Origin of the sequence: Pseudomonas sp. GV085, from assembly GCF_003050925.1 — a bacterium.
Lineage (GTDB): Bacteria > Pseudomonadota > Gammaproteobacteria > Pseudomonadales > Pseudomonadaceae > Aquipseudomonas.
On the sequence record NZ_QAOV01000008.1, the window covers coordinates 44,971 to 66,454 of the forward strand.

24 protein-coding genes are annotated in these 21,484 nt (G+C 61.1%); 11 read left to right on the forward strand and 13 right to left on the reverse strand.

Going from position 1 to position 21,484, the window contains the following annotated elements; all coding sequences use genetic code 11:
* Nucleotides 1-83: 83 nt before the first annotated feature.
* The 7 genes from C8K63_RS17645 to C8K63_RS17675 form a co-directional block, all read right to left on the reverse strand.
* Nucleotides 84-1,085: a glycosyl transferase family protein gene (locus tag C8K63_RS17645; RefSeq protein WP_108217870.1), complete on the reverse strand. Its 1,002-nt coding sequence runs from the start codon at nucleotides 1,083-1,085 to the stop codon at nucleotides 84-86.
* Nucleotides 1,082-1,417, reverse strand: a complete 336-nt coding sequence (locus C8K63_RS17650) for a TusE/DsrC/DsvC family sulfur relay protein (RefSeq protein ID WP_108217871.1) — start codon at nucleotides 1,415-1,417, stop codon at nucleotides 1,082-1,084. The genes C8K63_RS17645 and C8K63_RS17650 overlap by 4 nt, the downstream gene beginning before the upstream one ends.
* The gene (gene tusB / locus C8K63_RS17655) at nucleotides 1,414-1,707 is read right to left on the reverse strand and encodes a sulfurtransferase complex subunit TusB (protein ID WP_108217872.1); all 294 of its coding nucleotides are present in this window, start codon (nucleotides 1,705-1,707) and stop codon (nucleotides 1,414-1,416) included. The genes C8K63_RS17650 and tusB overlap by 4 nt, the downstream gene beginning before the upstream one ends.
* Nucleotides 1,707-2,069 carry a sulfurtransferase complex subunit TusC gene (gene tusC, locus C8K63_RS17660; protein ID WP_108217873.1) on the reverse strand — a complete coding sequence of 121 codons (363 nt, stop codon included), beginning with the start codon at nucleotides 2,067-2,069 and terminating at the stop codon, nucleotides 1,707-1,709. Before tusC ends, tusB begins: the two co-directional genes overlap by 1 nt.
* 1 nt (nucleotide 2,070) lies before the next feature.
* Complete coding sequence (gene tusD, locus C8K63_RS17665) at nucleotides 2,071-2,463, reverse strand: sulfurtransferase complex subunit TusD (protein WP_108218114.1); 393 nt, start codon at nucleotides 2,461-2,463, stop codon at nucleotides 2,071-2,073.
* A 227-nt stretch (nucleotides 2,464-2,690) separates the two neighbouring features.
* Nucleotides 2,691-3,020: a DUF6388 family protein gene (locus C8K63_RS17670; protein WP_108217874.1), complete on the reverse strand. Its 330-nt coding sequence runs from the start codon at nucleotides 3,018-3,020 to the stop codon at nucleotides 2,691-2,693.
* 20 nt (nucleotides 3,021-3,040) lie between these two features.
* Entirely contained in the window at nucleotides 3,041-3,289 is a 249-nt protein-coding gene (locus C8K63_RS17675) for a hypothetical protein (protein ID WP_008049352.1), read from the reverse strand.
* A gap of 148 nt (nucleotides 3,290-3,437) precedes the next feature.
* On the opposite strand from C8K63_RS17675, the gene C8K63_RS17685 reads away from it, so the two are divergent.
* Nucleotides 3,438-3,788, forward strand: a complete 351-nt coding sequence (locus tag C8K63_RS17685) for a hypothetical protein (protein WP_108217876.1) — start codon at nucleotides 3,438-3,440, stop codon at nucleotides 3,786-3,788.
* Between the two features lie 129 nt (nucleotides 3,789-3,917).
* Here C8K63_RS17685 and C8K63_RS17690 read toward each other — a convergent pair whose 3' ends face one another.
* Nucleotides 3,918-4,343, reverse strand: coding sequence for a GNAT family N-acetyltransferase (locus C8K63_RS17690; RefSeq protein ID WP_108217877.1), 426 nt, complete (start codon nucleotides 4,341-4,343; stop codon nucleotides 3,918-3,920).
* A 166-nt stretch (nucleotides 4,344-4,509) separates the two neighbouring features.
* On the opposite strand from C8K63_RS17690, the gene C8K63_RS17695 reads away from it, so the two are divergent.
* Complete coding sequence (locus C8K63_RS17695; protein WP_108217878.1) at nucleotides 4,510-5,097, forward strand: NUDIX domain-containing protein; 588 nt, start codon at nucleotides 4,510-4,512, stop codon at nucleotides 5,095-5,097.
* 27 nt (nucleotides 5,098-5,124) lie between these two features.
* Here C8K63_RS17695 and C8K63_RS17700 read toward each other — a convergent pair whose 3' ends face one another.
* On the reverse strand, nucleotides 5,125-5,637 hold the full coding sequence (locus C8K63_RS17700) for a methylated-DNA--[protein]-cysteine S-methyltransferase (protein ID WP_108217879.1): 513 nt from the start codon (nucleotides 5,635-5,637) through the stop codon (nucleotides 5,125-5,127).
* A 136-nt stretch (nucleotides 5,638-5,773) separates the two neighbouring features.
* Here C8K63_RS17700 and ggt point away from each other — a divergent pair, with 136 nt between their 5' ends.
* Nucleotides 5,774-7,501, forward strand: coding sequence for a gamma-glutamyltransferase (gene ggt / locus C8K63_RS17705; protein WP_108217880.1), 1,728 nt, complete (start codon nucleotides 5,774-5,776; stop codon nucleotides 7,499-7,501).
* Nucleotides 7,502-7,570: 69 nt separating this feature from the next.
* A complete protein-coding gene (locus C8K63_RS17710; RefSeq protein ID WP_108217881.1) occupies nucleotides 7,571-8,104 on the forward strand; it encodes a cysteine hydrolase family protein in 534 nt (177 codons plus the stop codon).
* Between the two features lie 94 nt (nucleotides 8,105-8,198).
* Here the strand turns inward: C8K63_RS17710 and C8K63_RS17715 are convergent, their stop codons facing one another.
* Nucleotides 8,199-9,101: a LysR family transcriptional regulator gene (locus C8K63_RS17715; protein ID WP_108217882.1), complete on the reverse strand. Its 903-nt coding sequence runs from the start codon at nucleotides 9,099-9,101 to the stop codon at nucleotides 8,199-8,201.
* A 199-nt stretch (nucleotides 9,102-9,300) separates the two neighbouring features.
* Here C8K63_RS17715 and C8K63_RS17720 point away from each other — a divergent pair, with 199 nt between their 5' ends.
* From C8K63_RS17720 to C8K63_RS17750, 7 genes are all read left to right on the forward strand, one after another.
* Nucleotides 9,301-10,800: a cytosine permease gene (locus tag C8K63_RS17720; RefSeq protein WP_108217883.1), complete on the forward strand. Its 1,500-nt coding sequence runs from the start codon at nucleotides 9,301-9,303 to the stop codon at nucleotides 10,798-10,800.
* The gene (locus C8K63_RS17725; protein WP_108217884.1) at nucleotides 10,797-11,639 is read left to right on the forward strand and encodes a nitrilase family protein; all 843 of its coding nucleotides are present in this window, start codon (nucleotides 10,797-10,799) and stop codon (nucleotides 11,637-11,639) included. The genes C8K63_RS17720 and C8K63_RS17725 overlap by 4 nt, the downstream gene beginning before the upstream one ends.
* A gap of 87 nt (nucleotides 11,640-11,726) precedes the next feature.
* The gene (locus C8K63_RS17730) at nucleotides 11,727-12,746 is read left to right on the forward strand and encodes a helix-turn-helix transcriptional regulator (protein ID WP_371920777.1); all 1,020 of its coding nucleotides are present in this window, start codon (nucleotides 11,727-11,729) and stop codon (nucleotides 12,744-12,746) included.
* Between the two features lie 201 nt (nucleotides 12,747-12,947).
* The gene (locus tag C8K63_RS17735; protein ID WP_108217886.1) at nucleotides 12,948-14,744 is read left to right on the forward strand and encodes an amidohydrolase; all 1,797 of its coding nucleotides are present in this window, start codon (nucleotides 12,948-12,950) and stop codon (nucleotides 14,742-14,744) included.
* An 18-nt stretch (nucleotides 14,745-14,762) separates the two neighbouring features.
* Nucleotides 14,763-16,502: an amidohydrolase gene (locus C8K63_RS17740; protein WP_108217887.1), complete on the forward strand. Its 1,740-nt coding sequence runs from the start codon at nucleotides 14,763-14,765 to the stop codon at nucleotides 16,500-16,502.
* Nucleotides 16,503-16,610: 108 nt separating this feature from the next.
* Nucleotides 16,611-17,351 (forward strand): TorF family putative porin, encoded by a 741-nt coding sequence (locus tag C8K63_RS17745; RefSeq protein ID WP_108217888.1) that lies wholly within the window; start codon nucleotides 16,611-16,613, stop codon nucleotides 17,349-17,351.
* Between the two features lie 46 nt (nucleotides 17,352-17,397).
* Nucleotides 17,398-18,786, forward strand: coding sequence for a cytosine permease (locus tag C8K63_RS17750; RefSeq protein WP_108217889.1), 1,389 nt, complete (start codon nucleotides 17,398-17,400; stop codon nucleotides 18,784-18,786).
* A 120-nt stretch (nucleotides 18,787-18,906) separates the two neighbouring features.
* Here C8K63_RS17750 and C8K63_RS17755 read toward each other — a convergent pair whose 3' ends face one another.
* The 3 genes from C8K63_RS17755 to lipA are packed head-to-tail and all read right to left on the reverse strand — an operon-like array spanning nucleotide 18,907 to nucleotide 21,401.
* Nucleotides 18,907-19,623, reverse strand: a complete 717-nt coding sequence (locus tag C8K63_RS17755) for a L,D-transpeptidase (RefSeq protein WP_108217890.1) — start codon at nucleotides 19,621-19,623, stop codon at nucleotides 18,907-18,909.
* Nucleotides 19,620-20,378, reverse strand: coding sequence for a M15 family metallopeptidase (locus C8K63_RS17760; protein ID WP_108217891.1), 759 nt, complete (start codon nucleotides 20,376-20,378; stop codon nucleotides 19,620-19,622). Before C8K63_RS17760 ends, C8K63_RS17755 begins: the two co-directional genes overlap by 4 nt.
* Before the next feature lie 33 nt (nucleotides 20,379-20,411).
* On the reverse strand, nucleotides 20,412-21,401 hold the full coding sequence (gene lipA / locus C8K63_RS17765) for a lipoyl synthase (RefSeq protein WP_108217892.1): 990 nt from the start codon (nucleotides 21,399-21,401) through the stop codon (nucleotides 20,412-20,414).
* Nucleotides 21,402-21,484: the final 83 nt, after the last annotated feature.

Genomic DNA, 21,484 nt, shown 5'->3' on the forward strand with positions numbered 1-21,484 from the left:
CTCCCGAAACCCATAATCGTTGGGGTTGAGTCTATTCCGATGAGTTCGAACAAAAAGCGCAAAGATCGGGCGTAAATGATCGATTAAATCGATTTGTCCCGCGCAGCCCAGTATTTTTCAGCGGTTTCGAAGGCCTGTTCGCGGGTCTGTCCGAGGCCACGCAGGGACAGGGCCATGGTCGAGATCAAGGCCATTTGTGGGTAGCTGTCGACCTCATCGCCACGCCAGACCGCTTTCAAGTGCTCGGGATCGAGCGATACAGGTTTGACGTGACGCTGCGCCGACAACCGGGGCCATTCCTCATCCCAGCTCTCGCCGCCGGTGGTGCCGTACAGATGGCTGTCTGCGTCCGGGTTGACCTCGATTTCGCCGCCATCGCCCTTGATCACGATGGTGGTATCGCCGAGCAGTCCGCTGGCATCGCGATGCACGGCCTGATAACCCGGGTGGAAAATGCTCTGCAGGCCGCAACGCGCGCCCAGCGGATTGAGAATCCGCGCCAGCGAGTGGATCGGCGAGCGCAGGCCCAGGGTGTTGCGCAGGTCGATCATCCGTTGCAACTGTGGCGCCCAGTCCATCAAAGGCATGAACGCCAGGCCGCCGTTATCCAGTGCCGAGCCGACCTGTTGCCAGTTGCGGCACAGGGGGATGTTCAATTCGCCCAGCAGTTGCTCGCTGTACAAGCGGCCGGCCGTGTGGGCACCGCCGCCGTGCATGAAAATCCGCACGCCGTTTTGTGCCAGGCACTTGGCCGCCAACAGATACCACGGCAAGTGCCGCTTCTTGCCGGCGTAGGTCGGCCAATCCAGATCCACCGCCAGCGCCGGAGGATTCAGGCGTTCGCGCAATGCCTCGGTGAAGCCCGCCATCTCTTCCGCGCTTTCTTCCTTGTGCCGCAACAGCATCAGGAATGCGCCGAGTTGGGTTTGCTCGATCTTTTCATCGAGCACCATACCCATGGCCTCGCGGGCCTCGACCCGGGTCAGGTCACGGGCGCCGCGTTTGCCTTTGCCAAGGATCCGCACGAATTGGGCGAACGGATGTTCGGCAGGCGTTTCGAGGGTCAATGCTGGGTAATTGGTCATAAGCAATTCGTCGGTTTGGGCAGGCCCGCCAGTTTCGCGGCGAGTTTGGCGGGAGTGCCTTTGAACAGTCGGTTCAGGTGCAGGCTGTTGCCTTTTTCCGGGCCGAGTTTCAGGGCGGTGTACTTGATCAGCGGACGGGTGGCCGGCGACAGCTGGAATTCGGCGTAGAAACTGCGCAGCAGTTCAAGGACTTCCCAGTGATCGGGCGTCAACTCGATGTCTTCGGCAGCCGCCAGGGCACTGGCCACATCGGCGGACCAGTCACTCAGTTCGACCAGGAAACCGTCCTTGTCCAGCTCGATGGCGCGGGCGCCGACCGTCAATGCATTCATAGCCAACTGTTGACCTTGTCGTAGTGAATCGACAGTTCGACGAAGGCCGGGTAATCGATGGCGCGGGCCCAGTCTGGAACCGCAAGCGCACGGGCCTGGGCGTCTTCAGCCAGGACGAACAGCTTCAGGCCGCGTGCGCTGAGCGCCGTGAACGGTGCGGTGCCTGGCTGCAACGCATAGGCGGCATCTCCGGACAGCAGCAACCCGTCGTTGGCCCCGATCACGCGCAGGCAACTGGTCAGGCGTCCGTCGCCGAACGGGGATTGAGACAACACATGCAAAGTCGACATCAGAGGGTGATCACCTGGTCGTAACGGTCAATGAGGGCGGTGATTTCAGGGGCGGCCAACACCTGGGCTTCTTCCAGCGACAGGCCGCTGGGGTCCAGGCCGCGCTGGGTGATGCTGTCGCCGCAGGCGAACAGTTCCTCGACACCGAACATCGGCAGGGCTTGCAGATTGGCGCTCAGGTCTTTCTGTTGCAAGGCCTTGGCGTCCTGACCGGCGGCCAGCTGGAATACGCCGTCATCGAGAAACAACAGGCCAATCGGCAGATCGAAGGCACCCCCGGCCAGCACGATATCCAGTGCTTCCCGCGCGCCCGGGCCGGACCAGGGCGACTGGCGGCTGATGATCAACAAGGATTTGGCCATGTCATGCGCCTCCGAAACAGATCAGGCGGTCGGCATCCTGCGTCGCATCATGCAATTGGCCCAGGCCGGACAATTCCCACGGTGCACCGACGGCAACCGCCTCGCGCTGATAGCGCCTGGCTTCTTCCTCGTTCAACACGCCACGACGCAGCGCGGCGGCGATGCACACCACGCCATCGAGTCGATGGTCGCTGACAAAGGTGCGCCATTGCCTGGGCAAGTCCAGTTCATCCTGGGGCGTGACCACGCTGCCGGACGCGTTGTAGACGCCGTCCTGGTAGAAAAACAGCCGGACAATCTCATGCCCGCCGGCCAGCGCCGCTTGGGCGAACAGCAAGGCGCGGCGCGAGGAGGGCGCATGGGCGGCGGAAAACACGGCGATGGCGAACTTCATGACGGACTCGATCAGCGAAACTGCGGCCATGATAATGCTTTATCGACGGGGCGGCTAAAGTGATGTTGTCTGGGCGGCCGCCTTCGCGAGCAGGTTCGCTCCCACAAGGGGTTTGCGAGGTGCCAACGATTAGCGTTTCACCACAAAACCTGTGGGAGCGAGCCTGCTCGCGATGGCGGCCGAATAGTCGGTACAAAAATCTAAAGCGGATTGCCCAGAAACGAGGGTTACGGCTCTATTCCATACAAATCACAGTATTCCAGCCAATCCATACCGGCCATCTCCGCCACTTCCCGGTGCACTTCCCGGCGCTGCGTTTCGTAGTCTTCGGCCGTGGCAGCCGTCAGTTGCAGCGTCAGCTCCCAGGCGAACAATCCTAGCCGTTCTGCCTCGGCTTCGAAGGCCTCATGCAAGCGTTCGTCACGGTACTGCGCCGGGGTTTCGCCCTTGACCTGGGCCAGCAACGGGTTGAGATGATCGAGGTCGTGGCGCAACTCGGGGCGTTCGTCGAGAAACCGCTTCAGTGCCTGTTCATATTGTTGCTCGGTTGCCGCCATGGTCACTCCTTGAGTGGGGATTACGAAGACTGCTTCTTGCCGGCCTTGGCCGCTGCTGCCAGGCATTCGAGGGCAAACTGTTCGGTGTAGGTCATCTGGATCGGCGTGGTTTCGCCTTTGACGGTTCTTTCGCCGTCGAGGATGTAGCGAATCCGCTTGTCGGTGACACCGATTCGCTTGGCTATCCAGGAAGGCGTCTGACCGATCTGGCTGATCAGCTTGTCGGCATATTCAGTGCTCGGTTTGTAGAACTCGGCATTAGGTGTCATCAGATTTCCAGTCAGGGGTGCGATGGGGCGTTATTGGCGCGACAGGGTGCGCGAATCGTTGCGTGCTGTCGCGGTATAAATGCAGTAAAGCAGAACGATAGGGGCTGCCCGGGTGATAAAGTCCGCTTTTTCCTGATGAGTGAATGCAATGCGAATACTGATGGTGGCGCTGGCCGTGACGTTGCTGGCGGGATGCGCCGGCTCGGCGATGAACGATGCCCGCACCAAGGCCCCGTACAAGACCCTGAACTCGGAAAAACCGGCCAAAGACGTCGCCCAGTGCGTGCAGTTTTCCTGGCAGGACGAGGCCGTGTTCGGTGTCGATGCCGCTGCGTATCTGGAGCCTGGCGAGAAGGGTGGCACGACCGTTTATACCCGTTCGGCGGAGTCGTTCGTTGACGTGACCACTGATGCCTCGGGCACGACGTTGAGCTACTACGTCCAGAAGGATGATTTCGTGGCCAAACGCCGGTTGGCGGCGTTGGCGACTTGCCTGTGATTTGAAGGTTTATTGCATACCCTGTAGGAACGAGCCTGCTCGCGATAGCGGTAAGTCAGTCGACATCAATGTTGAATGACAGTCCGCCATCGCGAGCAGGCTCGCTCCTACAGTGGTTTTGTGTGCTGATCAGTAATTCAGGCGCTTCTGGAAGAAGAAGTGCTTGTGCCCCGGCGGGTAGTCGGCAATGTGTCCGATCTCGCTGTAGCCGCATTTCTTGTAGAACTCCGGGGCCTGGAATTCAAAGGTGTCGAGCCACAGCCCGACGCAGCGTCGTTCCCGCGCCAGGTCCTCGGCCATCTGCATCAGTTTCGAACCCAGGCCCTGTCCCCGGGCCTGTTCCGGCACCACCAGCAAGTCGATGTACAGCCACTGGTAAAACAATCGGCCATGCAGACCGCCGAGAATCTCGTCGTTGTCGTTGCGCACCAGCAAGGCGATGTGCTCAGGCACGTTACCTTCGGCCTTCGAGCCGTTGTAGGCGCGCAGCGGTTTGAGGATGGCCAGGCGTTGTTCTTCCGTGGGGTTTTGCGACAGTTCGATACGCAGGTTCATGGCTATATCCATATGGCATTGAAGCCGCAGCCTATCCCGGTCGCAGCGATTGTTCCATCTCCGGAAAAGTTGAACCGTCGCCAACGCGCAGTTTGCCTGGGGGGGCAAAGGCTGTCCGTTTTCACTTAACATGTGCACCCTCAGACAAATAACAGGACGCGTTGTCATGTCGAACACAGCCGAGCGGGTGAACATCCTTGAGTCTCAGGTGTTGTCCCAAGACTGGTACCTGCTCAGGAAAATCACCTTCGATTACCAACGCAACAACGGCGAGTGGCAACGCCAGACCCGGGAGGTATACGACCGGGGCAATGGCGCGGCGATTCTCTTGTACAACCGCGAAAAGAGAACCGTGGTACTGACCCGGCAGTTTCGCTTGCCGGTGTTCGTCAACGGCCACGATGGGTTGTTGATCGAAGTGGCGGCGGGGCTGCTGGAAGGCGCGGCGCCTGAAGACCGCATCCGTGATGAAGCCGAGGAAGAAACGGGTTACCGCGTGCACCATGTGCAGAAGGTGTTCGAGGCGTACATGAGCCCCGGCTCGGTGACGGAAAAATTGCACTTCTTCATTGCCGAATACGACGCGAAGTCGAAAGTCAGCGACGGTGGTGGGCTGGAGGCGGAAACCGAAGAGCTGGAAGTGCTTGAGTGGGCGTTCGAGGACGCGCTCGAAGCGTTTTACCGTGGCGAAATCTGCGACGCCAAGACCATCATGCTGTTGCAGTATGCCGCGATGAAAAACCTCTTCAATTAAACGCAATCTCCCTACAAAATCAAAAGATCAAAAGCCTGGCAGGCGTGCCGTGCCGGGCCATTGCCCGCCCTCCAGTGTCAGCAACAACTCCTTCGCCTCAAGTCCCCCGGCAAACCCGGTGAGCTTGCCCGACGCACCAATCACCCGGTGACACGGCGCCACGATCGAAATCGGGTTCTTGCCATTCGCCGCACCCACCGCCCTGACCGCCGCCGGGTTGCCGATCTGCTCGGCGATCTGGCTGTAGCTGCGGGTCTCGCCGAACGGGATGGTCAGCAGCGCCGCCCAGACCTTCTTCTGAAATTCCGTGCCGGCAAAATCCAGATCCAGTTCGAAGCGATCGCGGGTGCCGGAAAAATATTCGCGCAACTGCGCAGCCGTGCGCATCAGGATCGGATTGTCCGGCGCTTCGCTCATCGGGCCGAGGCGCACCCGGCCGGGTTTGTCGTTTTCCCAGAGGATGGCCGCCAGTCGTGAACCGTTCGCCACCAGCTTCAACAGGCCCACGGGTGAAGCCACGGTGGTGCAGGTATAGGTCATGCCAAGGCTCGCGCAAAATTGCTGAACAGGCGTTAAGGATACTGTCTCGACGGGGAGGCGCAATACGTAATCCCGACCATACTTGGCAACGGCTTTTGAAATGTTTCCCTGTTTAATGACAAGAAGAGACCGACTGATGAAGTACGAACCTTTTGCCAAATCGCTGATTGCGACCTCGTTGGCGCTCAGCTGTCTGATCGCCCATGCCGCCTCCGTGGCCCCGGCTACCGGGGAAAACGGCATGGTGGTCACGGCCCAGCACCTGGCCAGCCACGTGGGCGTGGATGTACTGAAGAAAGGCGGGAATGCCGTGGATGCGGCGGTCGCGGTCGGCTATGCGCTGGCGGTGGTGTACCCCGCGGCAGGCAACCTCGGCGGTGGCGGTTTCATGACCATTCAACTGGCGGACGGGCGCAAGACCTTCCTCGACTTCCGTGAAAAAGCCCCGCTGGCCGCTACCGCCAACATGTACCTGGACAAAGAGGGCAACGTCGTTCCCGATTTGAGTACCCGTGGCCACCTGGCCGTGGGCGTGCCGGGCACCGTTTCGGGCATGGAACTGGCGCTGTCCAAATACGGTACCAAACCGCGCAAGGAAATCATCGCCCCGGCCATCAAGCTGGCCGAAGACGGTTTCGTGCTGGAGCAGGGTGATGTCGATCTGCTGGACTACGCCACTGACATGTTCAAAAAGGACATGAAGGATTCCGGCTCGATCTTCTTGAGCAAAGGCGAGCCGATGCAGGTCGGGCAGAAACTGGTGCAAAAGGACCTGAGCAAAACCCTGCGGGAGATCTCCGAGAAAGGCGCCGATGGTTTCTATAAAGGTTGGGTGGCCGACGCCATCGTCACCTCCAGCCAGGCCAACAAGGGCATCATCACCCAGGCCGACCTCGACAAATACAAGACCCGCGAACTGGCGCCCATCGAATGCGACTACCGTGGCTACCACGTGGTCTCGGCACCGCCGCCGAGCTCCGGCGGCGTGGTGATCTGCGAGATCATGAACATCCTTGAAGGCTATCCGATGAAGGACCTGGGCTACCACTCGGCCCAGGGCATGCACTATCAGATCGAGGCGATGCGCCACGCCTATGTGGACCGCAACAGCTACCTGGGTGACCCGGATTTCGTGAAGAACCCGATCGCCCATCTGCTGGATAAAAACTACGCAACCAAGCTGCGCGAAGCGATAAAGCCACAAAAAGCCGCGGTATCCAGCGAACTCAAGCCCGGTGTAGCGCCCCATGAAGGCAACAACACCACCCATTACTCCATCGTCGACAAGTGGGGCAACGCGGTGTCGGTGACCTATACCCTCAACGACTGGTTCGGTGCCGGCGTGATGGCGAGCAAGACCGGGGTCATCCTCAACGATGAAATGGACGACTTCACCTCGAAAATCGGCGTGCCGAACATGTACGGCCTGGTGCAGGGCGAGGCCAATGCCATCGCCCCCGGCAAGGCGCCGTTGTCGTCCATGAGCCCGACCATCGTCACCAAGGACGGCAAAGTGGTGATGGTGGTCGGTACGCCGGGTGGCAGCCGGATCATCACCGCGACCTTGCAGACCATGCTCAACGTGATCGACTACGGCATGAACATCCAGGAAGCGGTGGATGCACCGCGGTTCCACCAGCAATGGCTGCCGGAGGAAACCAACCTGGAAGCCTTCACCACCAGCCCGGACACGGTGAAAATCCTCGAAAGCTGGGGGCACAAGTTCGCAGGTCCACAGGATCCCAACCACCTGGCGGCGATCCTGGTCGGCGCGCCGTCCCTGGGCGGCAAACCGGTCGGCAAGAACCGTTTCTACGGGGCGAACGACCCGCGGCGTAACACCGGGTTGTCGCTGGGTTACTGAGGGTTGTGTCTGGAGGGGGACGGGATTATGTTCGTCCCCTGATCACTCGGCATATCAAGGAAGGAAATCATGACCACTGCGTTGTTAATCATCGACGTTCAACAGGCTTTGTGTTCCGGTGAATACGAGTGTTTCGAGATCGGACGGGTTATCGACACCATCAATGACCTTTCTGCCCGGGCGCGCAAGGCGGGAGCGCCCGTGGTACTGATCCAGCACGAAGAAACCGGCAGTCCGCTGGCGCATGGCGCTGCCGGCTGGCAACTGGCCGAAGGGCTGCAAACCTCGCCCAAGGACCATCGCGTGCGCAAGACCACCGGGGATTCGTTCTACCAGACCAATCTGCAAAAACTGTTACCGGAAGAGGACTTCGAGCGCCTGGTCATCTGCGGCCTGCAGACCGACTATTGCGTCAATGCCACCGTGCGCCAGGCGCTGAAACTGGGCTACGACGTGGTGCTGGCGGGCGACGCCCATTCCACCGTCGACAACGGCAACCTCAGCGCCGAAGACATCATCGCCGAGCACAACAAGGACCTGGCGCACCTGACCGGTTCCGTGGCGCGGATCGATGTGATCCCGGCCAAAGACATCCATTTCTGAACCCACAACATCCCCCCCTGTGGGAGCGAGCCTGCTCGCGATGGCGTCATTACAGTCAGCATTGATGTCGGCTGACCCACCGCTCCCACAGGATCTACGGCGCTCCGAAAATCTCCATCAGCTCATTGAGAAACGCACTCACCAGGTCCCGCTGGCGCGATGAATGCCTTACGGCCGCATGGAAGCTCACCTCATAGCGCAACAGGTCCGGGTTCAGCGGGTGTAACTGCCCCAGCTGTTCATGGCGGGTTGCGTAGTGCTGCGGCAGAAACCCCAGGTGTTGGCCGGACAGAATCAGCAGGGCCGCGCCGTCCATGCTGTCGGTGAGTACGGTCAGGCGTTCGATGGACGTGGGGGCCGGCATTTCCGGCAGCGGATGGCTCGGCCAGACCCAGTCAAACCCGCTGACATCCTCCCGGGTCAGTGCGCCGACTTGCCCGAACAGCGGATGCGAGGGCGCGCAGTAGGCGATCTGGGTTTCCGGGAACAGCGGGAAATAATCGATGCCGGGCAAGCGATGCCAGAAGTAACCGATGGCCAGGTCGATATGGCCGTTGATGATTTTTTCTTCCAGCAGCGACGACGACAGTTCGGTGAAATGGAAGTACAGCCCCTCGTGCCGCGCCCGCAAACGGGCAATGGCCTGGCCGATTTTCTTGTTCGCCACCGGATCGATTTGCCCCAGCAGGCCGATGTTGATGCTGCCCGAGACTTTGCGGTTGATGTGTTGCACCTCGACCCGGAAACCTTCGGCTGCCGCCAGCAAGCGCCGGGCCGCCTCGATGAACTGAGTGCCTTTGGGCGTTACCGAAAACCCGCCGCGCCCGCGTTCGCACAGACGGAAACCGACCCGCGCTTCCAGCGTCGCCAACTGCGCGCTGATCGTGGGTTGCGTAGTGTTGAGGGCGGTTTGCGCCGCCGAGATGCCGCCCGCCTCGACGACGGTCAGAAATACCCGGATCAGACGCAGATCCAGCTCCGTTACAGTTCCCAGCATAGGGGCTCCCGATTCTCGCTTACATAGATACTGATCTATGTGAACAGTGTGCCTGCGATATTTTATTGCCGGAACTCACGCCCTACATTGCTGTGAAACCAGCGTCATCGTCAGCTTATTCTGGAGTTTCACCTGATCTGGACGTCGTAGCGAGCGCTGTACCCACAAAAATAACAATCAACAGCATAGGAACAATCGTATGTCAGATTCCCCAGTGTCTGCGCACGCCACCGAGGCGAGCGGCGGGTTGGCCATCGAAGGCCACTCCATCGACTACATCCCGGAAAACGAACGTCACGCCAAACTCGGCAGCCAGGGGCCATTCTGGTTCCTCGGCAATTTCCACTTCTTCACCATCTCCATCGGCTTTGTCGGCCCGAGCCTCGGCTTGTCGGCGCTGTGGACCCTGCTCGCCGGTGCCCTGGGCATCATGTTCGGCACCATCTTCATGGCGTTCCACGGCTCCCAGGGCCCGGAAATGGGCCTGCCGCAGATGATCCAGTCCCGTGCCCAGTTCGGCTATCGCGGGGTGATCCTGGCGTTGATGGCGACGATGTTTGTGTTCGTCGGTTTTAACGTGGTGAACATCTCGCTGATCATGAACGGCCTTGAACATGTGTTCGGCATTGACCCGACCATCGTCGCCGTGGCCGTGGTGCTGATCGGCGCGCTGTTGTCGATCTACGGCCACGACCTGATGCACAAGGCCTTCAAGTGGGCCTTGCTGGCGACCTTGCCGTTGTACGCACTGGTGACCATTGCCCTGATGTTCGGCGCGGGCCAGGAAGGCGTTACGCCGGCGGCCGATCTGGGCTTCAACTGGGTGGCCTTCGCCACGTTGTTCGCCATCGGCGCCAGCTACAACATTTCCTACGCACCCTACGTCTCCGACTATTCCCGTTACCTGCCGAAAAATACCAGCCGGGCGAAACTGATCGCGGCGGTGTTCATCGGCGCCTCGTTGTCCGGCAGCTGGATGATCGGCCTCGGTGCCTGGCTGGCCCAGGAGCTGAAAGCCGCGGATGCGCTGGTGGCGTTGAACCAGGTTGGCTCATCGATGGTGCCGGGGCTGGGCAACCTGTTGGTGGTCGTCTCGGTGGCGGGCTTCCTGCCGATCATCGCCCTCAACACCTATAGCGCCATGCTGACGCTGCTGACCGGTGTCGACTCGATCAAAAAAATCACCCCGACCCCCCGTGCCCGGGTGCTATCGATCAGTGTGATCAGCGTCATTCTGCTGACCTGCGTGCTGTCGATCAAAGGTGACGGCATCGCGCTGTTGAACACCTTCCTGGTGTTGTTGCTGTACTTCCTCGTGCCGTGGACCGCCGTCAACCTGGTGGACTACTTCTTCGTGCGCAAGGGCCGTTATGCGATCCCGCATTTCTTCACGCCAAAAGGCATCTACGGCGCCTGGCAATTTCGCGGCATCGTTTCGTACCTGATCGGTTTCGCCGCCATGGTGCCGTTCTTCTACATCTTCGATGCGGCCGCCGGCAAAGAGGTTTTCGTCGGCCCGCTGGCACGGGTGCTGGAAGGCGTGGACATCGCCTGGCTGGTGGGCCTGGTGGTTTCGGGCCTGACCTATTACCTGCTCAGTCGCTCGCTTGATCTGGCCGCCGAACGCCGGGTGATCGATGCGCTGAGTGAAAGCGACATCGTCGCCATGACCCATTCATCTGCGGAGGCAGGGCGTTGAGCAGTGTAAAAAATACCGTGGTCGCCTGTTGCCAACTGGCACCGAAAATCGGCGACCTGGCCTACAACCGCACGCTCACCGAACGTGCGATTCGCCAGGCAGCCTTACAGGGCGCCCAGGTCGTGGTGCTGCCCGAGCTGGTGCAGAGCGGTTACCTGTTCACCGACCGCTTTGAGGCGCTGTTGCTGGCGGAAACCAGGGATGGCCCGATATTGCAGCTTTGGCAGGCCCTGGCCCGTGAACTGAACCTGGTGATCGTCGGCGGATTCTGCGAGCGCCTGCCCGGTGATGAGCTGGCCAACAGCGCGGCGATGATCGACGCCAATGGCCTGCGCGCGGTGTACCGCAAGGCGCATCTGTGGGATGCCGAGAAGGACATCTTCACGGCCGGCGATGCGCCACCGCCGGTGGTCGAAACGCTGCATGGACGCTTCGGCATGCTGATTTGCTACGACCTGGAATTCCCCGAGTGGGTGCGTCTACCGGCGCTGGCCGGGGCCGATCTGTTGTGCGCGCCGGTCAATTGGCCCGACGGTCCGCGGCCGCAGACCGAGCGCCCGGCCGAAGTGCTGCGGGTGCAGGCCAACGCCTCGGTCAACCGCATGTTCATCGCCGCCTGCGATCGTTATGGCCATGAGCGTGGGGTCGGCTGGGTCCAGGGCTCGGTCATCGTCGATGCCGACGGTTATCCGTTGGCCGGGCCGGCGGAGCAGGGCGGCGAGCAGATGTTGCTGGCCACGCTGAACCTCGCAGAAGCGCGCAACAAGCGCATCAGCGCGCGTAATGACCTGCATCTGGACCGCAGGCCGCAGTTGTACGGGTTGCACAGCGCTTTGTAACTGTTGATGTCACGGCAGGCTGGACGCCATTCCCGGCCCTATGGCATCGTCGAAGCAACAGACCATGCAGTGAACGGGATCGCCATGATGGGGGAGGGAAAGAAGGTCGACGATACGTCGCTGGTCACGCTGAAGGCGTTCAATCATTGCGTATTGCACCTTGGCCGGCTGGCGCGGGAGAGCGGGGCGTCGCGGTTCATCGCCGATGGCCTGCGGGCATTCGGTCCTCTGGTGCCCTTCGCGTCTGCCTGGTGGGGCGAGATGTCTTCGCCAGGTCCTGATGTTCCCCCCCAGAGTTGGATGCATGGCAGCATCAATCTCCCCGAGTCCTTTGCCGCCGAATGGCATCCGGTGGCGGCCAACGATCAGTTCTCCCACACCACGCTCAACCGTCCCGGTGAGGTGGTGCGCGACAAGGGTTTCAACGACCCGTGCGAGGCGGTCAACGATTTCGCCCGGCGCTACGATCTCTACCACTTGATGAGCATCACCTATGAGTTGCCCGAAAGCGGCTTGATGTTTTTTGTCTGCCTCTACCGTGGCCAGGATGAACAGGCGTTCGAGGAGAACGAAGCCGAGCTGTTTTCGGCATTCTGCGATCACCTGTTCCAGCTGTGGCGGTTCCAGGTGCAAGACATGATTCGCTTCGACAGCGAAAACGGTGCGAGTGATTTTGGCGTCGCGCGCATGGACGGCAGTCTGCTGTATATCGGGGCCAGGTTGTGCACCGCCATTCAACGCGAACTGCCCGGCTGGAGCGGTTCAATGCTGCCGGGCGAGGTGATCGCGCAATTGCCAAAGGCGCCCTGTGTGATTCGTCTGGGCCGCTGCGCCCTGACCCTGAGCCCCAACGCCGGACACGTCATCCTGTCCCTCGATGCGCCATCAGGCGGAGATGGCCTGGCACCACGGGAACGCACCGCGGCGATGCTGTTCGCCGCCGGTCATTCCTACAAAGAAATCGCCAAATTGCTCGCCTTGAGCCCCGCGACCGTGCGCACCTATTTGCGTAACTGCTACTTGCAACTGGGTGTGAAAAGCAAGGTGGAGCTGGGTTCTGTCCTGCGTTCGCCAGGTGCACTGGCGGAGTCCGTGCGCCGGGATTAACCCCAGCCGTTTCAACTATTTGCCTGACCCCTCCTCATTTGCAGAGGTCCATTCGAACGCTGCACCCTATAGGGTAGGCCCTGTCTATCAGGGGCTGGCGCAATCGCTTCGGGCCGCTTCAAAACAATAAGAACAGGGGTGAGGCATTTGAGACTTTCCAGGCTTTTTGTCGCCGTTGCGGCGACGACGGCATTTTCCGGCATGGCGTTGGCGGCGACACCCGCCGACACGGTCATGCGCAATGGCTACGTCTACACCGTCGATGGCCAGAATTCCGTGCAACAGGCCATTGCCATTTCGGGCGGCAGGATCGTCTATGTCGGCAGCGATGCCGGGGTCGACGGCTACATCGGCAAGCAAACACAACTGATCGACCTGGCCGGGCGCATGCTGATGCCGGGCTTCGTCGATGCGCACATGCACCCGGGGGATGGCGGTCGCGCCATGACCTTGTGCGACCTGAAATACCAGACCCTGACCCGCGCGCAGTTTCAGGCAAGCATCCAGGCCTGCCTCGATGCCGACAAGGACAAGGGACCGGATGTGTGGCTGGAAGTGGGCAGCTGGGATCGCATCGGCATGACCGGGCTCGATGGCGACGCCGACAAATCGACCCTGGACGCGCTCAATACGAAGCGCCCGATCCAGGTGCGCTCCACCGACTTCCACACCGTGCTGACCAACTCTCGCGGCCTGGAGCTGGCCGGGATCAACAAAAACACTGCCGACCCCGAAGACGGCAAATACCGACGTGACAGCGCCGGCAATCCAAACGGCATCTGTGAAGACGGCGCCGCCGAATCGTTGGCCACCGTGGTGCCGGCGGCGACCGACGCGGAAAAACTCAATCAGGTTCGCGCAGCCCTCGACGCCATGCGCCAGCAAGGCATCACCAGTTTCTTCGATGCGCTGTCGGGACCTGAAAACGGCAAGGCCTTCACCCGCCTGCAAAAGTCCGGCGAACTGACCGCCCGGGCCTTGCTGGCGATCAAACTGGACCCGGCCGCCGCGGCCGCCGACCCGGTGAAAACCATCGCCGAGGCCAAGGCCCTGGCCAGCACCTACGACCAGGGCGACGTGAAAGTCGCGCCGGGCGTGAGCATGCGCCACGTCAAACTGTTCATGGATGGCATCATCAATGCCCCGGCGGATACCGGCGCCATGTTGACCCCGTACCTGCACAACAGCGGTACCGACAAGGCGCCGAAATGGACGCCGGGCCAGAACCTGGGCGAACTGTACTTCCCGCCGCAAGTGCTCAATCCGCTGTTGCTGCAAGCGGTCAAGGCCGGTTTCGACCCGCACCTGCACGCCACCGGCGAGCGCGCGGTACGGGACGCTCTGGACAGCGTCGCCTACGTACGCAAGGAACTGCCCGGTACTGATTTCCGCCCGGCCATCGCGCACGCCGAGTCGGTCGACCCTGCCGACTATTCACGTTTCAAGGCACTGGACGTGACCGCGACCATGTCGTTCCAGTGGGCGCAGCAGGCACCGTCCACGGTAGACGGCACCCGTGATCACCTTGGCGCCGCGCGTTTTGCGCGCATGGAACCCTCGGGCAGCATCGCCCATGCCGGCGGCCGAGTAGCGTTTGGTAGCGACTGGCCGGTCGATCCCCTCGATGAGTTCCTGGCGTTGAAAGTCGGTGTCACCCGTTCCGGCGACCCCACCAATCCGCACAGCTATGGCCCCAAGTATGCCGGGCGACTCAACACCGATCCGGCGCTGTCACGAGCTGAAGCGCTGCGCAGCATCACCCTCAGTTCCGCCGAACAGTTGAAGCTGGACGCGGTGCTGGGTTCGGTCGAAGTCGGCAAGTTCGCTGACCTGATCGTGCTCGACAAGAACTTCATGCAGGTGCCCGAGGAGGAACTGGGCCGCAACGACGTGCTGCTGACGCTGGTCGGCGGCAAGGTCGTGTGGGCCAAGGCGCCGTTCCTTGGGCTGGCGCCGCAGGTTGCTTCCCAAGTCGTCACTTCCCGATCCGCCCAATAAAAACCAGAGAGCGTTCCGATGCGATTCATTCCAAACCTGTTAGCCGCCGCGCTGGCTTTGTCCTCGGTACAAGCGATGGCCGCCGCTGACCTTGTGTTGTTCAACGGCAAGGTCTTTACCGCCGAACCCGGCCAGGCGCTGGTGCAGGCTGTTGCGGTGCAAGACGGCAAGATTCTGAAAGTGGGCAGCGATGCCGAAATCAATGCCCTGGCCGACGGCAAGACCCAGCGCATCGATCTGGCCGGCAAGGTGTTGATGCCAGGCATGATCGACACCCACAGCCACCCGGTGGTGGCGGCGTTCGACAGCATGAAGGCCAACCTGCTGGACGAGGTCAAACCCTTGCCGGAACTGGAGCAATGGTTGATCGAAGAAGACAAGGCCGGACGTGCCCGGTCCGGTGATGTGATCAGCGTCGCCGGGGTCAGTTCGGCCTACTGGGAGAAAAGCCGCGAACTGGGCAAGATGTTCAATCAGGGACGCTGGGCCGATCAGCCCATCGTCTTCAGCGGCATCGACGGCCACACCGGTTGGGCCAACAACGCGATGCTCAAGCGCTTGAACATCGACGCGACATTGGTAAAAAGCCTGCCGGAAAAAGAACGCGGCTACATAGGCCATGAAGCGGACTTCACCCCTAACGGCTACTTCGCCGAATCCCGCTGGGACGTGGTGCGCAACGGTATTCCGGCGCCCAGCCCGGAAGCCATGCTCAAGGCCGCTCGCGAGGCGGTGAAGATCAACAATCAATACGGCGTCACGGCCTGGATGGACGCGGCGGCGAACGGCGGCAGTGAAGATTCGCTGTTCGATTTCCATGCCACCGCAGAAAGTGTCGGCGTGCTGCCGCTGTACAAGGAACTGGCGCAGAACGGTGAACTCAGCGCCCACGTTGCCGCGTTGATGGTCACCAACCCGAAGAGCAAACCTGCCGACCTGGAAGTGATCGCCACGGTGATGAAGCAATTCGAGGGCGTGCCTAACCTGACGTTCCCCGGCATCAAGGTGTTTGTCGACGGCATTCTCGAATTCCCGGGGCAAACCGCCGCGGTCATCGTGCCGTTCAAGAACAGCCACAAAAACGGTCAGTTGCTGACCGACCCGGCGCATTTCGGCGAACTGGTGGTGGCGGCGGAAAAGCGTGGCTGGATCGTGCACATGCATGCCGTCGGCGACCGCGCGGTGCGTGAAGCGCTCAATGGCGTGGCCTATGCGCGCAAGCTCAGCCCGACGCCCGTGCCCCACAGCATCGCGCACCTGCAACTGGTCAACCCCAAGGAGTTTCCACGCTTCAAAGAACTGGGCGTGATCGCCTCGATGCAACTGCTGTGGGCCACCGGCGAGTCCTATACCGTCGAACTGGTCAAGCCTTACATCAGCGCCTTTGCCTACGGCTACCAGTATCCCGCGCGGTCCCTGCATAACGCCGGCGCGACGATTGCCGGTGGCAGCGACTGGCCGGTGTCGAGCGCCAATCCGTTCAACGCCATTGCCCAGGCCAGTACGCGCAAAGGGCCGTTGGGCGTACTCAATGCCAAGGAAAGCATCGACCGCCAGACCATGTTCTATGCCTACACCCTCAACGCGGCGAAAACCCTGCGCCTGGAGCAGCAGATCGGTTCGCTGGCACCGGGCAAGCAGGCCGACCTGATCATCCTCGACCGCGATGTGTTCAAGGTCAGCGATGACGACCTGTTCGAAACCAAAGTCCTGAACACCTTCTTCGCCGGCAAGCAGGTCTACGCCCCCGCGTCCTGACCTGCGTACACCCGACATACGCAAAAAACCGCCGGCCCCTCGTAGCGCGAGGGGTCGGGCATCGCCATGCCTGAAATTCACCGTACGCCATAACAACAAGAGAACTGTATGAACGCATTTTCAGCATTGACCCTCGCGACACTGGCATTGATCCCCCTGACCAGCCAGGCCCTGACCCTCAACGATGATTTCAGCCTGGACATGACCCTGGGCGTCGTCAGCGACTACCGTACCCGGGGTATCTCGCAAACCCAGGGCGATCCGGCGGTGCAGGGCGGCGCGACGCTGCTGCACAGCAGCGGCCTGTATATCGGCGCCTGGACCTCCAACGTCGATTTCGGCGGTGGTTTCGACACCCGCCAGGAGCGTGAGTACTACGCCGGTTACTACTGGCAGGCGACCGACGCAATCAGCCTCGATCTGGGCTACATCAAGTACGACTACCCGAAGAACTCCGAATTCAACCTCAGCGAGGTCTACGCCGTCCTCGACCTGTACGGCGTGAAGCTGGGTGCCTATTACTCCAAGGACACGCCGAACTTCTTCGGCGAGGACCAGGACACCCTTTACACCTACCTGGGCTACAAAATCGATTTGCCGGCCGAAGTCGGCCTGGACTTGCGCTTTGGGCGCAACGATGTCAATGACCCTGCGTTCTGGTCCGCCAATGGCGATAGCCGTGAGTCTTACTACGAGTGGGAAGCCAAGCTGACCCGCGATTTCGTCGGCGTGACCTGGGGGCTGAGCTATGTCGACACCGACTTGTCGAAAAGCGAGTGCAGCAGTTGGTACGGCTATGACGACCTCTGCTCGGCGACGGTTGTAGCCAGCGCAACCAAAGCCTTTTGAATTTCGTCCCTGACAACAAAAACAGTTCCTCAAAGGAAACACCGTCATGAGTGCGCAACGCAGTCCCCTGATCGAGACCCGCTCGATCGATTTCATTCCCGAGGCTGAGCGACACGGCAGTCTCTACAGCCAGTTCACCCTGTGGCTTGGCGCCAACCTGCAGATCACCGCCGTCGTCACCGGCGCCCTGGCCGTGGTGCTGGGCGGCGATGTGTTCTGGTCGTTGATCGGCTTGCTGATCGGGCAAGTGCTCGGCGGCGCCGTAGTGGCGTTGCACGCGGCGCAAGGGCCGAAGCTCGGGCTGCCGCAGATGATCTCCAGCCGAGTGCAGTTCGGGGTGTATGGCGCGGCGATCCCGATTGTCCTGGTGTGCCTGATGTACCTGGGTTTCAGTGCCACCGGCGCGGTGTTGTCGGGGCAGGCGATCGCGCAATTGATCAGTGTCAGCGACAGCGCCGGCATCCTCATTTTCGCCGCGTGCATCGCGTTCCTGACGATCTTCGGTTATCGGGTGATTCACCTGGTCGGGCGGGTGGCCAGCGTGCTGGGCATCATCGCCTTCGCCTACCTGTTCACCCGGTTGATGACCCTCAACGACATCGGCCTGCTGCTCGACAATCGTCATTTCGGCTGGAGCACCTTCCTGCTGGCGGTGTCGCTCTCGGCGTCCTGGCAGATCGCTTTCGGCCCCTATGTGGCGGACTACTCGCGCTACCTGCCGAGCAAGACTTCGTCATGGAAAACCTTCGCCGCTGTCGGCCTCGGCACGGTGTTGGGAGCGCAGACTTCGATGGTGCTGGGGGTGTTCGCCGCCGCACTGGCCGGGGTGAATTTTCGTGGGCACGAAGTGGCGACCATTGTCGGCCTGGGCAGCACCGGGGTGATCGCGTCCTTGCTGTACCTGAGTATTGTCTTCGGCAAGGTCACGGTGTCCACCCTCAACGCCTACGGCAGTTTCATGTGCATCGCCACCATCATCAGTGGCTTTTGTCGTCGCCTGGAAATCACCGCCCGCCAGCGCATGCTGTTCGTGCTGCTGATTGTCGCGGCATCCACCACGCTGGCATTGCTGGGGCAGTACTCGTTCCTCAGCTCGTTCAAGTACTTCATCCTGTTTTTGCTGACGTTCTTCACCCCGTGGAGCGCGATCAACCTGGTGGATTACTACTTCATCAACAAGGAGCGTTACGACATCCCGGCGCTGTCCGACCCGAACGGGCGCTATGGTCGCTGGAACGTGCTGGGGATCAGCGTCTATGTGATCGGCGTGTTGATCCAGCTGCCCTTTGTCGATACCCATTTCTACTCCGGGCCGATGGTTGCGCAACTGGGCGGGGTGGATATTTCCTGGATCGTCGGGCTGTTGGTGCCGGGGATTATCTATTACGCGCTGGCCAAGCCGTCGATGAGTGCGGTGGTGGTTGAGCGGGGTTAATACCGGCTTTTATGGCGAGGGAGCTTGCTCCCGTTGGACTGCGCAGCAGTCCCATTTTTTGGGGCCGCTTCGCGCCCCAGCGGGAGCAAGCTCCCTCGCCACAGGTTCAGCATTTACCAGTTAGCGCTTCGGCAGTTTCCAGCGCTCACGCAACTTTTCGTACTGCGCTTGCGGCAGTTGCACCAGCACCGGGGATTTGCCCGGGTCCAGCCAGTTGAACAACCGCGCGATATCCGCCGGGTCCATGGCCGTACAGCCACGGGTCGGCGCCGTGGGGCCGCGCCAGATGTGGAAGAAAATGCATGACCCGGCAGCGGGCGTGGCCGGGGTGTTGTGCTGGATGACGATGCCTTGGCGGTACAGCTCATCCGAGCGGCGCATCCGTTCGGAGCTGCTCCAGTTTTTTTCCACGACCGCTGCGTCGACCAGTTCGTTGTAACGCGTGGACTGGCTGTCATCCACGCATTCGATGGTCGGCGTCAACGGGAGATAAGGCAGACGGGTTTCGGCCGAAGGCTCGTAGCCGAACGCCGTGCCCAGCTTGAACATTCCAGCCGGCGCCTTGCCGTCGCCTTCATGTTTGACCGGCCCTTCAGGCTGCCCGATATCGAGCAGCCCCTTGCCCCAGCCCATGCCGTTCTTGCCTAGCACCACTGCAAACGGCGCTTCGAACTTTTCAAAGGTCTTGCCGCGCCGTTCATAGCGCTGGGCAGTACCCTGGATGTCATCCCAGCCTTTACTGGTGACCACGATCAGTTGATCGCTGCCATCGAGTCCCTGGGCCATTGCGGCCAGCGGAAAAAACGCCAACCACAGGGCCTTGAGCAGAATGTTCATGGTGCAAGCGGCGTGATGGGGAAGTCCATGACGTCCGGCTTCGGCGGATTCCCGCTGTACGTGAAGTGCCACCACTCGGCCGAATAACCCACAAAGCCTTCCTTGGCCATGGCACTGGTCAGGCGCTGGCGATTGGCTTTGGCCGTGGCGTTTATCAGCGCCGAGTCGGTATGCGCCCGCTCATCGAAGCAATCGAAACCGGTGCCCATGTCGAGCGCGCCGTCGTGCCAGCGCTCGCCATAAGGCGCCGTGCAATCCATCGGTTTGACGGAAGGCGTCCAGGTATCGGCAGGCAGGGCGTCGGGACCGATCAGGGTCAGGTCGACGGTGTTGCCTCGGGAATGATTGGACACCCGGGCGACATAACCCAGGCGCCAGAAGTCCTGCTTGTCTACTCGTGGATAGAACTCGGTTTTCAGCGGGTCGCCAGGTTCGTTGGCGAAACGACCCATGTCCGCCACCGCACGCTTGGGTCGATAGCAATCGAATACTTTCAAACCGTAGCCCTCGGCTTCAAGGGCCGTTTGCACCCGGGCCAGAGCGTTGGCTGCATCCGCCGACAGCAGGCACTCCGCCGCCTGATAACCGTCGAGCGGGTGCCCGGTGAAATTGTGCGCGCTGGCGTAGCGGATGTCCTGCTCGATGCCCGGAGCGACACTGCGCACATACACCATGTGCCCGGGTTTCGACTCGTCGGCCAGGCACGGCGTTGCAAGGCTCAGGCACAGCAACAACAGACAGGGTGAACGCGACATCGGAAACGGCTCCATGCATGACCAGTCATTCCATCATGGCTTGAAACCGTCCGTACCTCCATGAAGTTGTTGATCGGCGTGATAGGACGAACGCACCAGCGGCCCGGACGCCACGTTCCTGAAACCCATGCGCGTACCTTCCTCGGCGAACCAGGCAAAGGTGTCGGGATGCACGAAACGCTGCACCGGCAAGTGACTGCGCGAGGGTTGCAGGTATTGGCCGAGGGTCAGCATGTCGATGTCGTGCTCGCGCATGCGTTGCATGACCTCGATGACTTCCTCATCGGTTTCGCCCAGGCCCAGCATCAGGCCGGATTTGGTCGGCACATGGGGCACCGCTTGCTTGAACTTTTGCAGCAAGTCCAGCGACCACTCGAAGTCCGAACCCGGCCGCGCAGCCTTGTACAGGCGCGGTACGGTTTCCAGGTTGTGATTGAACACATCCGGCGGCTCGTTGGCGGTGATCGCCAGGGCCACGTCCATGCGTCCACGATAATCCGGCACCAGGGTTTCCAGTTGCACGCCGGGCGACAGCTTGCGGATTTCCCGCAGGCAATCGACGAAGTGTTGGGCGCCGCCATCACGCAAATCGTCGCGGTCCACCGAGGTGATCACCACGTACTTCAGGCGCAGTTCGGCGATGGCCACGGCCAGGTTCATTGGCTCGTTGGTGTCCAGTGGTTTGGGCCGGCCATGGCCGACATCGCAGAACGGGCAGCGACGGGTGCAGATGTCGCCCATGATCATGAAGGTCGCGGTGCCACCGGAGAAACATTCACCGAGGTTCGGGCACGAAGCTTCTTCGCAGACGCTGTGCAGCTTGTGCTTGCGCAGCAGCTGCTTGATCCGGTCGACCTCGGGAGAGATCGGCATGCGCACGCGGATCCAGTCGGGCTTGCGCGGGAATTCATCCGTGGGAATGATCTTCACCGGGATCCGCGCGACCTTTTGCGCACCGCGCAGTTTGGTGCCGACCTCCACTTTGGCCGGGCTGTTGCCGGCCGATTCGACAATGGCATTCATCGTTATTTCCTTGTGCACAGAACCTGTAGGAGCGAGCTTGCTCGCGAAGCACCCAAAGGCACCGCGTTAATCCTGAATGCGCG